Annotated in this window: 12 protein-coding genes; 7 read left to right on the forward strand and 5 right to left on the reverse strand. The window is 71.4% G+C overall.

Features of this window, described 5'->3' with window-relative positions; translation table 11 throughout:
- From BM109_RS10610 to BM109_RS10635, 6 genes are read left to right on the forward strand one after another with little or no spacing between them, the layout of a single operon-like run.
- Positions 1–945 (forward strand): ABC transporter permease, encoded by a 945-nt coding sequence (locus BM109_RS10610; protein ID WP_093342696.1) that lies wholly within the window; start codon positions 1–3, stop codon positions 943–945.
- The gene (locus BM109_RS10615) at positions 945–1,757 is read left to right on the forward strand and encodes an ABC transporter permease (RefSeq protein WP_057595421.1); all 813 of its coding nucleotides are present in this window, start codon (positions 945–947) and stop codon (positions 1,755–1,757) included. Before BM109_RS10610 ends, BM109_RS10615 begins: the two co-directional genes overlap by 1 nt.
- Positions 1,754–3,421 carry an ABC transporter ATP-binding protein gene (locus BM109_RS10620; protein ID WP_093342697.1) on the forward strand — a complete coding sequence of 556 codons (1,668 nt, stop codon included), beginning with the start codon at positions 1,754–1,756 and terminating at the stop codon, positions 3,419–3,421. Before BM109_RS10615 ends, BM109_RS10620 begins: the two co-directional genes overlap by 4 nt.
- The gene (locus BM109_RS10625; protein WP_256222491.1) at positions 3,418–4,404 is read left to right on the forward strand and encodes an alpha/beta hydrolase fold domain-containing protein; all 987 of its coding nucleotides are present in this window, start codon (positions 3,418–3,420) and stop codon (positions 4,402–4,404) included. The genes BM109_RS10620 and BM109_RS10625 overlap by 4 nt, the downstream gene beginning before the upstream one ends.
- Positions 4,405–4,412: 8 nt before the next feature.
- Positions 4,413–5,063: an FMN-binding negative transcriptional regulator gene (locus tag BM109_RS10630; protein WP_093342698.1), complete on the forward strand. Its 651-nt coding sequence runs from the start codon at positions 4,413–4,415 to the stop codon at positions 5,061–5,063.
- Positions 5,064–5,086: 23 nt separating this feature from the next.
- Positions 5,087–6,802, forward strand: a complete 1,716-nt coding sequence (locus BM109_RS10635; protein ID WP_371268798.1) for a hypothetical protein — start codon at positions 5,087–5,089, stop codon at positions 6,800–6,802.
- Between the two features lie 12 nt (positions 6,803–6,814).
- Here BM109_RS10635 and BM109_RS10640 read toward each other — a convergent pair whose 3' ends face one another.
- Genes BM109_RS10640 through BM109_RS10650 form a run of 3 tightly spaced genes read right to left on the reverse strand, consistent with a single transcriptional unit; the run spans position 6,815 to position 10,306 of the window.
- Positions 6,815–8,122, reverse strand: coding sequence for an MFS transporter (locus tag BM109_RS10640; RefSeq protein ID WP_093342701.1), 1,308 nt, complete (start codon positions 8,120–8,122; stop codon positions 6,815–6,817).
- Complete coding sequence (locus tag BM109_RS10645; protein ID WP_093342703.1) at positions 8,119–9,546, reverse strand: amidase; 1,428 nt, start codon at positions 9,544–9,546, stop codon at positions 8,119–8,121. Before BM109_RS10645 ends, BM109_RS10640 begins: the two co-directional genes overlap by 4 nt.
- A 1-nt stretch (position 9,547) precedes the next feature.
- Positions 9,548–10,306 (reverse strand): aldolase, encoded by a 759-nt coding sequence (locus tag BM109_RS10650; RefSeq protein ID WP_371268799.1) that lies wholly within the window; start codon positions 10,304–10,306, stop codon positions 9,548–9,550.
- A 225-nt stretch (positions 10,307–10,531) separates the two neighbouring features.
- Between BM109_RS10650 and BM109_RS10655 the strand changes: the two genes are divergently transcribed.
- Positions 10,532–11,527 (forward strand): AraC family transcriptional regulator, encoded by a 996-nt coding sequence (locus BM109_RS10655; protein ID WP_177239308.1) that lies wholly within the window; start codon positions 10,532–10,534, stop codon positions 11,525–11,527.
- Here the strand turns inward: BM109_RS10655 and BM109_RS10660 are convergent, their stop codons facing one another.
- Entirely contained in the window at positions 11,528–12,268 is a 741-nt protein-coding gene (locus BM109_RS10660) for a 3-oxoacyl-ACP reductase family protein (protein WP_093342708.1), read from the reverse strand.
- 84 nt (positions 12,269–12,352) lie between these two features.
- Positions 12,353–12,931, reverse strand: a complete 579-nt coding sequence (locus tag BM109_RS10665) for a TetR/AcrR family transcriptional regulator (RefSeq protein WP_093342709.1) — start codon at positions 12,929–12,931, stop codon at positions 12,353–12,355.
- Between the last annotated feature and the right edge of the window lie 57 nt (positions 12,932–12,988).

Consider the following 12,988-nt stretch of genomic DNA (forward strand, 5'->3'; position numbering starts at 1 on the left):
ATGCCCGCCTACCTCCTGCGCCGGATCGCGATGACGATCCCGACGCTGCTGCTGGTCTCCATCGCGGTCTTCGCGCTGATGCGGCTGATCCCGGGCGACCCGGTGCTGCTGATGCTCGGCGAAGGGGCCGACCCGGCCCAGCTCGAATCGATGCGCCGCCAGATGGGCCTCGACCAGCCGCTGCCCCTGCAATACCTGGTCTGGCTGCGCCAGGCGCTGGGCGGCGACCTCGGCGTCTCCACCACCAACGGCCTGCCGGTGCTGCCGCTGATCTGGGAACGCTTCCAGGTCAGCGCCGTCATCGTGCTGGTCGCGGTGGCGCTGGCCTCGCTGATCGCCGTGCCCGCGGGCCTGGTCGCCGCCTGGCGCAAGGACCGCCCCACCGACCTCGCCATCATCGGCGCGGCCACGCTGATGCTCTCGGTGCCGAGCTTCTGGCTCGGCCTGCTGCTGCTGATGTTCTTCGGCCAGTACCTGCACTGGCTGCCGGTGGTGGGCTACGTGCCGCTGTCCGAGAGCTTCTCGCAGGGCGTGCTCTACGTGATCCTGCCGATCGTCACGCTGGTGCTGGTCGAGACCGGTGTGCTCACGCGCATGTCGCGCGCCAGCACCATCGAGATCCTGCGGCTCGAGTACGTGACGCATGCGCGCGCCAAGGGCGTGCCCGAGTCGCAGGTGCTGCGCCGCCACGTGCTGCCCAACGCCTTCAATCCCACGCTGACCATGATCGGGCTGATCCTCGGCCACCTGCTCAGCGGCATCGCGGTGCTCGAGACGGTATTCACCCTGCCCGGCCTCGGTCGCCTGATGATCGATTCGATCTTCGCGCGCGACTACCCGGTGCTGCAGGGCTGCCTGCTGTTCACCGCCTGCATCTACGTGGTCATCAACCTGGTCGTGGACATGTGCTATCCCCTGTTCGATCCGCGGGTGTCGGTGCAGTGATGAAGATCAAGACCCATACCCTGGTGGGCGGCGTGCTGATCGCCACGCTGCTGGTGCTGGCCGTGGTGGCGGCCGTCTGGACGCCCTACAACCCGGTCGGCATCGACCTCAAGTCCAAGCTGCAGGCGCCCTCGATGGCGCACTGGCTCGGCACCGACGAGTTCGGCCGCGACGTGGCGAGCCGCGCGATGCGCGCCGCCTCCACCAGCTGCCTGGTGGCGCTGCTCACGGTCGCGCTGGCCACCGCCATCGGGCTGGTGGTGGGCGTGGTCGCGGGCTTCGTGCGCGGCTGGACCGACCGCGTGCTGATGGCCTTCAACGACACGCTGCTGGCCTTCCCGGGCCTGCTGCTGGCGCTGGCCGTGATGGTGATCGTGGGCGCCAACCAGTGGGGCATCGTGCTCGCGCTGAGCCTGGCCTACGCGCCCTCGGTGGTGCGCGTGGTGCGCGGTACCGTGCTGTCGCTGCGCGAGCGCGAATACGTCGAGGCCTCGCGCATGATCGGCAACGGCGAGATCTACACCATGTGGCGCCACATCCTGCCGAACTGCGTGGCGCCGGTCGCCGTGCTGGCCACCAGCATGTTCGGCTGGGTGCTGCTGTCGGAGAGCGCGCTGAGCTTCCTGGGCCTGGGCGTGCCGCCGCCCGCGCCCACCTGGGGCAACATGCTCTCGAGCGCGCGGCCCTACATGGTCTCGGCCGTCTGGCTGTGCGTGGTGCCGGGCCTGTGCATCGCGCTCACGCTGCTGGGCATCAACCTGCTGGGCGAATCGCTGCGCGACCGGCTCGATCCGCGGACGGAGAAGTCATGAGCGCGCCTTCCAACCCCTCTCCCGTTCTTTCGGTCGAGCACCTGAGGATCGCGCTGCGCCACGGCGCCCAGCCGCTGGTGCACGACCTCTCGTTCGAGGTCCGGCCCGGCGAGTTCCTCGCCGTGGTCGGCGAATCGGGCAGCGGCAAGACCATGGCCGCACGCGCCATCCTGCAGCTGCTGCCGCCGGGCATCGCGCAGACCGGCGGGCGCATCGTGTTCGACGGCCAGGACCTGAGCCGGCACGACGCGCAGGCGATGCGGCCGATCCGCGGCCCGGGCATCGGCATGGTGTTCCAGGAGCCGATGGTCTCGCTCAACCCGGTGCACCGCATCGGCGAGCAGATGGCCGAGGGCCTGCGCATGCACCACCGGCTGTCGGCCGCCGAGATCCGCGCGCGCAGCCTCGAGATGCTGCGCCGCGTGCAGATCGCCGACCCCGAGCGCTGCATGCAGGCCTATCCGCACGAGTTCTCGGGCGGCATGCGCCAGCGCATCATGCTCGCGAGCGTGATGCTGTTGAAGCCGCGCCTCCTGATCGCCGACGAGCCCACCACCGCGCTCGACACCCTGAGCCAGCGCGAGGTGCTCGACCTGATGGTCGAGCTCGCGCGCGACAACGGCACGGCCGTGCTGCTGATCACGCACAACCTCGGCCTGGTGGGCCGCTATGCGCAGCGCGCGATCGTGCTCGAGAAGGGCCGGCTGGTCGAGACCGGCGAGGTGCCGTCGATCCTGGTCGCGCCGAAGCAGGCCTACACGCGCAAGCTGGTCGACGCGCTGCCGCGCCGCCAGGCCGCCAAGCCTGCAGCCACCGAAACCCGCCAGCCGCTGCTGCAGGTACGCGGCCTTGGCGTGAGCTACCCCGGCGCGCGCCTGGGCTTCTTCAAGCGCCAGCCGCCGGTGCCCGTCATCGATGCGCTCGACCTCGACATCCACCCCGGCGAGATGGTCGCGCTGGTGGGCGGCAGCGGCTCGGGCAAGACCACGCTGGGCCGCGCCATCCTGCGGCTCGCGCCCTCGAACGCCGGGCAGATCCTGTTCCGCGGCGAGGACGTGCGCACCGCCGGCCGCGCCGCGCTGCACCGCTTCCGGCTGGCCTGCCAGCTCGTGTTCCAGGACCCCTTCTCCTCGCTCGACCCGCGCATGCGCGTGCAGGAGATCGTGGCCGAGCCGCTGCGCCACCTGCCCGAGCTCGATGCCGCGGCACGCCTGCGGCGCGTGGCCGAGACGCTCGACGAGGTCGGCCTCGACGGCCTGGGCGCGCGCTATCCGCACGAGCTCTCGGGCGGCCAGCGCCAGCGCGTGGCGATCGCGCGCGCGCTGGTGCGCCGGCCGGCCTTCGTGGTGGCCGACGAGCCGGTCTCCGCGCTCGACATGACGATCCAGGCCCAGGTGCTGCGCCTGTTCCAGAGCCTGCAGCAGCACCATGGCTTCGCCTGCCTGTTCATCAGCCACGACCTCGCGGCCGTCGAGCAGATCGCCGACCGCGTGATCGTGATGGAGCGCGGCCGCATCGTGGAGCAAGGCGCGCGCGACGCGGTGTTCGACCGGCCGCGCCATGCCTACACCCAGGCGCTGCTGGCAGCCACGCCGCGGCCGCTGCACGAGCTGGCCGAACCCGCCATCGACATCCACCCCGTTCCCGAGAAAGCCTTCGCGTGACCTCCCCCTTGCCCTACAGCTGGCAGCATCCCAGCGCCCCGCCGCCGCTCGATCCGCAGATCGTCGAGTTCATGCGCCTCATGGGCGCCGAGGGCGCGCGCTATCCGAAGCGCCACACCATTCCCATCGCCGAGGGCCGCGCCAATGCCGAGAAGGTGCGCGCGCCGTGGACGCAGGGCGGGCCCGAGATGGCGCGCAGCGTCGACCACCGCGTGCCCACGCGCCACGGCGAGGTGCGCATCCGCGTGCACTATCCCGCGCAGCGCGCGCTGCAGGGTGCGCTGGTCTACATCCACGGCGGCGGCTTCGTGCTGTTCAGCCTCGACACCCACGACCGCGTGATGCGCGAGTACGCGGGCCGCGCCGGCATCGCGGTGATCGGCATCGACTACACGCGCGCGCCCGAAGCGCGCTTTCCGCAGCCGCACGACGAATGCGTGGACGTGATGCGCTGGCTGGCCGCCCATGCGGGCACGCTCGACATCGATCCCGCGCAGCTCTTCATCGGCGGCGACTCGGCCGGCGCCAACCTCTCGGTCGGCGCCTGCCTGGTGCTGCGCGACGAGGGCGACGCGCTGCCGCGCGGCATGCTGCTGAACTACGGCGCCTACAGCACCGAGCTCTACCGCGACTCGGTGGTGCGCTACGGCGCGGGCGAGTACGGCCTGTCGCTGCACATGATGCTGTGGTTCTACGGCCTCTACGCGCGCGGGCCGGCCGACTTCACCGACCCGCGGCTGCACAGCCTCTCGGCCCGGCTCGAGGGCCTGCCGCCGGCCTGCATGGTGGTCACCGAATGCGATCCGCTGTACGACGACAACCGGCTGATGGCCGCGCGGCTGCGCGAGGCCGGCGTCGCGGTCAGCGAGACGCTCTACCCCGGCACCATCCACGGCTTCCTCGAGGCCGTCTCGGTCGCCGACGTGGCCGGCCGCGCCTTCGACGATTCGGTGCGCTGGCTGCGCGACCTCGCCACGCGCTGAGACGCCGCATGTACACGCCCAAGCCCTATGCAGAGGCCGAGCTCGCGACGCTGCACGAAGGCATGCGCGCCTGGAGCTTCGCCACCCTGGTCACGGTCGGTCCGGCCGGCGCCAGTGCCACCCACCTGCCCTTCCTGCTCGATGCGCGGGACGGCGAGGCCGGCCTGCTCACCACCCATCTCGCGCGGAAGAACCCGCAGCTCGAGGACCTGCGCGCGGGCCGCGAGGCGCTGGTGATCTTCCAGGGCCCGCATGCCTTCGTCACGCCGAGCTGGTACGTCAAACAGAGCACCTTTCCGACCTGGAACTACAGCGCGATCCATGCGCGCGGCACGCCGCGCGTGATCGAGGAGCGCATGGCGATCCACGCCGTGCTGCGCCGCACCGTCGCGGTCTACGACACGCCGCTGCGCGCCGAATGCGCGGGCAGCTGGGACTTCGACGCCATGCCCTTCGACTTCGTCGCGCCGCGGCTCGACATGATCGCGGCGGTGGAGATTCCCGTGCAATCGCTCGAGGGCAAGTTCAAGCTCAACCAGGACCGCTCGGAGGAGGACCGGCGCGGCGTGATCGCCGCGCTCGAGCGGCTCGGCGAGCCGCAGGGCGTGGCCGTGGCGCGGATGATGCGCGAGCGGATGGAGACCGCCACGAGCGCGTGAAGCGTCGCGGCACAATGGTCCGCGTGCCGCTTCTTCACCGCCTGTTCGCCGGCCTCGCGCTGGCCTCCCTCTTCGCCACCGCCCACGCGGCCGAGCCGCTGCTGCTCGTCACCGAGCCCGCAGTGCTGCAGGCCGCCGAGAAGTCCGGCGCCGACTTCGCCCACTGGCTGGTCGAAACACCGGCCGCCGACGGCATCGCGAGCAACGAGGTGCTGATGCGCTCGAAGGCGTGGCGCTCCATCGCCGAGCCCCTCGGCGCCAGCCTCGCGGCCATCCAGCGCCGCGACAGGCAGGCCGGCGTCGGCATCGCGAAGTACCCGCACCGCCTGTTCGACGCGCGCTGGCTCGCGAGCCCCGATGCCTTCTTCGAACTGGTGGGCGTGGCCAACCGCATGGACCGCCGCTCGTTCCAGGACGGCGCCTGCGGCGAGACCCGGCTCGTGTACCGCCTCGCCTACCGCACGAGCGCAATGCAGTCCCGCCTGCCGATGACCGTCAACGTCGAACTGCGCGGCGACGCGCCCGATGCCGACGGCGGCTGCGCCTCGGCCGCGAAGCGCTGGCAGCCGCCGCAGGCCGCGATGGCCGACGAGGCGCTGGGCCGCTGGCTGGTGTCGGCCGACGGCCCGCTCGCGCCGCAGCGGCTCGCGCCCGCACGCATCTCCCAACTCACGGTGAACCTGCAGAGCGTGCGCTGGCCCTCGGCCGTGCGGCCCGATCTCGGCGGCCATGCCGAATACATGCTGCGTGCCTTCCGCTGGAATGCCGGCGCGAAGCGCTACGACGTGGGTCCGCTCGAGAACACGCCCGACGTCGCGAAGCTCAAGGCCAGCGCGCCGCTGCGCCAGGAACTCGAGCAATGGCTTCGCCAGCCCGAGAACCTGCGCGCGCTCGACGAAGCCACGCTCAGGATCCCCGAGCGCTTCCTCGCCACCGAGGCCATCTCGGTCGCGCCGCGCGGCCTCGAGCGCCTCGCCAACCGTCCGTTCGAACAGCTCTTCCCCGAAAGCGAATGGCAGGCCGTGCCCGGCAGCCGCACGCTGCAGACGCCGCGCGCCCTGCTGCGCCGGCTCGACGACCTCAGTTGCATGGGCTGCCACCAGAGCCGCGCGGTCGCGGGCTTCCACCTGCTGGGCGTCGATCGCCGCGGTGCCTCGCGCAGCTTCACGCCCGGCAATGCGCTCGCGGTGCCGCACTCGCCGCATCTGCAGGACGAACTCGCGCGCCGTGCGCGCTACCTGCAGGCAGCGTTGACCACGCCGAAGCCCGATCCCTTCCGATCGCTCGCCGAGCCGCTCGATGCAAACACGCAATCCGAGCCGGCGATCGTCGGCGCGCGCTGCGAGCCCACGCGCATCACGGCCTCGGCCAACCCCTGGCTCGACCGCGCCGAGAAGCTGCCGCGCACCGCCTGCGAAGGCGCCGCCTCGGTCTGCGAGAAGACCTCGGTCGGCTTCCCGGGCGGCATGTGCTCGGGCCCCTACGATCCCAGGGACCCGAACGGCACGTGCGGCGGCATCGCGATCCTCAGCGACTTCAACCAGTGCCTGGCGGCCAAGCGCCCGTTCGGCGAATGCCTCGCGAAGCACACGCGCCCCGGCAAGCTGCGCAGCTGCTCGGCCACCGCGCCCTGCCGCGACGACTACATCTGCGCGCAGGCCGAGGGCCAGGCCGAAGGGCGCGGTGCCTGCATCCCGCCCTACTTCCTGTTCCAGATGCGCGTGGACGGCCACTCCTGAACGGCGGGCCCTTCACTCGTTCGCCGCCGGCCGCATCTTCCACGCCGACAGCGCCGCCACCGCCCCCAGCACCGCCACGTACGCCCCCACCGGCACGATGCTGCCGAACTTCGCGACCAGCGTCGCCGCGATGATCGGCGCCAGCCCGCCGCCGAGCGCGGCCGCCATCTGGATGCCGATCGAGATGCCCGAGTAGCGCAGCTCGGCCGGGAACTGCGCCGCGTAGAGGTTCGACTGCGGCGCGAACATCAGCGGGTAGTTGAGCGCGAGCGCCACCACCATCGCCACCGTGTAGGCCGTGAGCGAGCCGCTGCCGATGGCCTGGAACAGCGGCAGTGCCATCAGCGCCAGCAGAGCGCCGCCGAACACGTAGAGCCGCCGCGCGCCGACACGGTCGGCCAGCCAGCCGAACAGCGGGATGGTCAGCACCATCAGCGACGAACCGAGCACCAGCGCATGCAGCGCATCGCCGCGCGAGAAGCCCAGCCGCGTGACCGCATAGGAGATCGAGAACACCAGGAGGGTGTAGATCAGCGTGACCTCGGCCAGCTTGCCGCCGATGGTCAGCAGCAGCGGCCGCCAGTGCGCCAGCACCACTTCGCGCGCGGGCAGCGCGGCGGTCTTGCGGTGCGCCTTCACGGCCTCGAACTCGGGCGACTCGTCGATGCGCGTGCGGATGAAGATGCCCACCGCGATCAAGAGCGCGCTGGCCAGGAACGGCAGCCGCCAGCCCCAGTGCAGGAAGGCGTCCTCGGGCAGCTGCGTGACCAGCGCGAAGGCACCCGAGGACAGCAGCACGCCGATCGGCGCGCCCATCTGCGGCATGCTGCCCACCAGCGAGCGCCAGCGCGGCGGCGCATGCTCGACCGCCATCAGCATCGCGCCGCCGAGCTCGCCGCCGAAGGACAAGCCCTGGCCGATGCGCAGCAGCACCAGCAGCACCGCGGCCCAGAGCCCGATCGACTCGTAGGTCGGCAGCACGCCGATCAGCACCGTGCAGATGCCCATCATCAGCAGGCTCAAGGTGAGCATGGCCTTGCGGCCCAGCCGGTCGCCGTAGTGGCCGAAGACGATGCCGCCGATCGGCCGCGCGAGCATGCCGCTCGCGAAGGTGCCGAAGGCCGCGAGCGTGCCCGTGACCGGATCGAAGTTCGGAAAGAACAGCTTGTTGAAGACCAGCGCGGCCGCCGTGCCATAGGCCAGGAAGTCGAAGCCCTCGATGGCGGTGCCGGCCATGGTGGCGGCGCCGACCTTCCAGACGCTCTGCGGCTTGGCGGCCGCGGGCGCGGCGGCGCCCACCGGGGTGGCGATGGTGTTCATGCCTTGTGCTCCTCGTTGCGGTCCTGAATCGATGCCGGATGGCGCCGGTGCCAGTCGGTCGCGCCCTGGTAGGCGCGGCCGGCGCGCAGCATGGTGGCTTCCTGCAGATGCGCCGCCACGAGCTGGAAGCCGATCGGATGGCCCTCGGGCGTGAAGCCGCAGGGCAAGGTGAGCGTCGGATGGCCGCTCATGTCGTAGGGCGCGGTGAAGCGCAGCAGCTTGAGCAGGTCGCCCTCGTCGGTGCCCAGCGTGGCCATGCGTGCATTGCTGAAGCCCGCGTCGCAGGTGACGGGAATCGCGAGCAGGTCGATGTCGCTGAACAGCTTGGTCAACGCGCCGCGGAAGTTCAGCCGCTGCATCAGCAGCTTCTGCAGCTCGATGCCCGACTGCGCGCGGCCCACCTCGATGAAACCCGAGAGCACCGGGCCGTAGCGCTCCTTCTGCGCCGGATAGGTGGCCTCGTGCGCGGCCGCCATCTCCACGGCCGAGAAGCGCAGCCAGCCCGCGATCACCTCCGATGGATCGGGCAACCGCACCTCGCGCAGCGTGGCGCCCAGCCCGGTGAGCGTGGCCAGCGCCGCCTGCATCGCGGCGCGCGTGGGTGCATCGACGTCGCGTGCGATGTAGTCCGCATCGATGCCGATCCGCAGCCCCGCCGCGCCCTGGGCCGACAGCGCCAGGTAGTCGGGCACGGCATCGGGCAGCGCGGTGGGATCGTCGTCGTCGGCACCGGCCAGTGCGGCGAGCATCGCCGCCGCATCGGCCGCGCTGCGCGTCATCGGCCCCACGTGGTCGAGCGAGGCCGAGTTCTCGAACACGCCGAAGCGCGACACGCGGCCCCAGCTCGGCTTCAGGCCCGTGAGGTTGTTGGCCGCGCAGGGAAAGCGGATCGATCCGCCCGTGTCGGTGCCCAGCGAGCCGAAGCACAGGCCCGCGGCCGTGCCCACGCCCGAGCCGCTCGAGGAGGCGCCGGGCCACTGGTCCGCGTTCCATGGATTGACAGGCGCGACGATGCTGCGGTGGTGCTCGGCGAACGCGCCCTCGGTGTGCTGCAGCTTGCCGAGGATCACGGCGCCGGCCTCGCGCAGCTTGCGCACCACGGTCGAGTCGCGCTCGGGCCTGAAGTCGGCGTAGACCTCGGTGCCGTTGGCGCAGACCACGCCGGCCGCATGGCAGTTGTCCTTGACCGCCACCGGCACGCCGTGCAGCGGGCCGCGCGAGCCGCCACGCGCGATCTCCTCCTCGGCACGGCGCGCCTCGGCGCGCGCGCTCTCGGGCATGGTGCGCGCATAGGCGTGCAGCGCGGGGTCGACGGCCTCGATGCGCGCGAGCATGCGCTCGGTCAGCTCGATGGGCGACAACGCGCGCTCGCGCAGCCGCTGCGCCACCTCGGTGAGTTCCAGGAAATGCAGGTCCTCGCTCATCTCAGATCTCCTTGGCGTCGAGTTGCCGCGCGAACATCGCGAAGCTGGCTTTCACGATGCTGGGCTGCAGCAGGAAGTCGTGCGATTCGCGGGCCAGCGCCGGATCGACCAGCTTGAGCCGCCCGTAGGCACTCTGCGCGATCAGCTGGTTGCGCGCGGCGCGCTCGATCAGCACCGAGAGGTAGAGCGACTCCTCCACGCTCGAGGTGGCGGCCAGGAAGCCATGGTTGGCCAGCAGCACGCAGCGCTTGGCGCCGAGCGCGGCCGAGATGATCTCGCCCTCCACGTCGGCGATCGGCAGGCCCGGCCACTCGGCGAGGAAGGCGCAGTCGTCGAAGAAGGGCGTGGCATCCATGTGCGCGACCTGCAGCGGCTCGCCGGTCATCGACAGCGCCGACACATAGGGCGGGTGGGTGTGGATCACGCAGTTGACGTCGGGCCGGCGCCGGTACACCCAGAGGTGGAAGCGCACGGCCGGGTTCGGCACGCCGTGGCCCTCGAGCACGCGCAGCGAGTCGTCGATGCGCATCACCGAGCCCGCGCGGATCTCGCCGAACGCATGCGCCAGCGGCGTGGTGAGGAAGCTGCCATCGGCCTGGCGCACCGTGATCTGGCCGGCCAGGGTTTCGGAATGGCCCTCCTTCGCGAGGATGCGGCAGCTCAGCGCGAGCTTCTCGGCATCGCTCCAGTGGCCGACGGTGAGGCCGTCGAGCTTCAGGGGCGCGTCGGCGGAGGGGGCGTCTGTGACGGTGGGGTTCACGCGGTTTTCCTTCATCGGTGGTCGATGGCCGCCAATGTAGGAAGCGATGCCGCGCCGGGCCTTGCGCCTGCGCGCACGCGCATTGATCCAGCGCGCCAACGCGACGAGCCCCCGCCCCGCCCGCTAGTGGAAAGTCTCGATGTGCGGCCGCGGCGCGCCCTCCAGACTGCGGGCGCGGACCGCCCTTGGCACGAACCATGCACGCGGCCCGGCTCCCACCCCACCATGCACCACGACCCGACCCCGCACCTGAGCTTCGCGCCGCACCTGCGCCCCTTCTACCCGGGCGACCTGCGCGGCTACTCGACCACGCTCGACGCGCTGGTCTACCCCGGCGAACTCAGCGTGCAGCACAGCCATCCGCGCATGAACCTCGAGGCCTGCCGGCTCGTGGGCGGCGGCATCGCGGTCAGCTTCGATTCCACGCCGATGCAGGTGCGCCATGCGGCGGGCCAGTCCGGCCACGACGGCGCGGGCGAGGTGCTCGCGATGATCGCGGTCGACGGCCAGGGCACGATCGAGCAGGCCGGCCGCCGGCTGCCCTTTCGCAAGGGCGACATCGTGTTCCGCACCACGCGGCTGCCTTCGACCTGCGCGCTCGACGAATCGGGCCGGCTGGTGCAGCTGCGGCTGCCGGCCGGGCGCTTCTTCGGCATCTATGCCGACCTGCGCGACCACTTCGAACCCTCGCTGGCCCAGGCCGACTCCACGCTGGCCGAGTCGGCGCGCCAGCAGCTCGACCGCCTGTTCGCGGTGCAGGCGCAGCCGCATCCGGCGCTGGCCTATTTCTCGGAGCAGTCCTTCGTCTCGCTGCTCGCGGCCATCTACTGCGAAGCGGTGGCCGGCGCGCCGCAGGCCGGCGATGCGGGCGCGGCCAAGCGCCACGAACGCGACCGCTGGCAGCGGCTCGCGTCCTACGTCGAGGCCAACCTCTGCGACCCCGAGCTCTCGGTCGAGGCGATCGCGCGCGAGCTGTGCATCTCCAAGCGGCTGGTGCACCGCCTGTTCGCCACGCAGCAGACGCAGTACGGCGCCTACCTGCGCGAGCGCCGCCTCGAGCGCGCGGCCGAGGAACTGGCCAATGAGCGGCTCGCGCAGCTCAGCGTGACCGAGATCGCGTTCCGCAACGGCTTCAACGACCCCAGCCATTTCAGCCGCGCCTTCCGCGACCGCTTCGGCACTACGCCGGGCGGCTACCGCGCGGCCCGCCCGCTGGCCTGATCAGGCCAGGTAGCCGCCGTCCACCGTCAGTGCCGCGCCGGTGACGAAGCTGGCGTCGGGTCCCGCGAGGTAGGCCACCATGCCGGCGATCTCGCTGTCGTGCCCCATGCGGCCCAGTGCCATCAACGGTTCCAGCCGCTCGCCGTAGGCCGACTTCGGCGCCATGTCGGTGTCGGTCGGCCCAGGCTGCACCACGTTCACCGTGATGCCCCGGGGCCCGAGATCGCGCGCGAGGCCGCGCGCCATCGAGGCCACCGCGCCCTTGGTCATCGCATAGACCGACGAACCCGCGAAGCCCACGCGCTCGGCCACCACGCTGCCCGTGATGACGATGCGCGCGCCACGCTCCATGTGCCTGGCCGCCGCCTGCACCGCCACGAAGGCCGAGCGCACGTTGACCGCGAACATGCGGTCGAAGTCGGCGAGCGCGTAGTCCTCGACCAGGCCGCCGACCAGGATGCCGGCGTTGTTCACCAGCAGGTGCAGCCCGCCGAAGGCCTCGGCCGCGGCGTCGACCGCCTGCCGCACGGCCTGTGCATCGGCGCTGTCGGCGCGCAGCGCGAGCGCGCGGCCGCCCTGCCCTTCGATCTCGGCCACGAGCGCGCGCGCCGCCGCGTCCGACGACGCATAGGTGAAGGCCACGGCCGCGCCGTCGTTCGCGAGCCGCCGCACGATGGCCGCGCCGATGCCGCGCGAGCCACCAGTCACGAGGGCGGCCTTGCCGGAGAGAGATTTCGTCATGTCGACTTCCTTTTTTTAACGGATCGATCGATCCAGAATAGAGCAAAAAAAAGCGCACCCGAAACCGGGCGCGCACATACGCATTCAACGCAGGCCGCGCATCGCCATGCGCGCGATATCGCGCAGGTCCTCGACCGAGGCGCCGCCGCGGCCCGAGATCTTGAGTCCAGACAGCGTGGCCATCAGGAACTGCGCGGCCGCGCGCGGCGCGAGCGCGGCATCGATCTCGCCCGCGGCCTGGGCCTCGCCGATGCGGCCCTCGATGGCCGACTGCAGCATGCGGCCCGCGGTGTCGGTCAGCAGGCTCACCTCGGCATCGCCGCGGCCGAACTCGCAGACCGCGCCGATGCCCATGCAGCCCGGCTGCCCCTGCGCGCCGAAATGGGTCGCCATGCCGTCGAGCATGGCCGCTAGCCCCGCGCGCGGCGAGGCGCCGCCATGCAGCGCGCGGATGTGCTGCGACACATGGCCCACGGCGTACTGCTGCAGCGCCTCGAGGTAAAGCCTGCGCTTGTCGCCGAAGGTGTCGTACATGCTCTGGCGGCTGATGCCCATGGCGGCGAGCAGCATCTCGGTCGAGGTGCCGTCGTAGCCGTGGTCGCAGAACACGGCGATCGCGCCCTGCAGGGCGGCGTTGCGGTCGAAGGCTTTGGGTCGGGCCATGGCGGGCGAGTCTAGCGATTCCGGATCACCCTGTCCAAAACAGGTGATTCCGGAATC

This window comes from Variovorax sp. PDC80, assembly GCF_900115375.1.
GTDB lineage: Bacteria > Pseudomonadota > Gammaproteobacteria > Burkholderiales > Burkholderiaceae_C > Variovorax.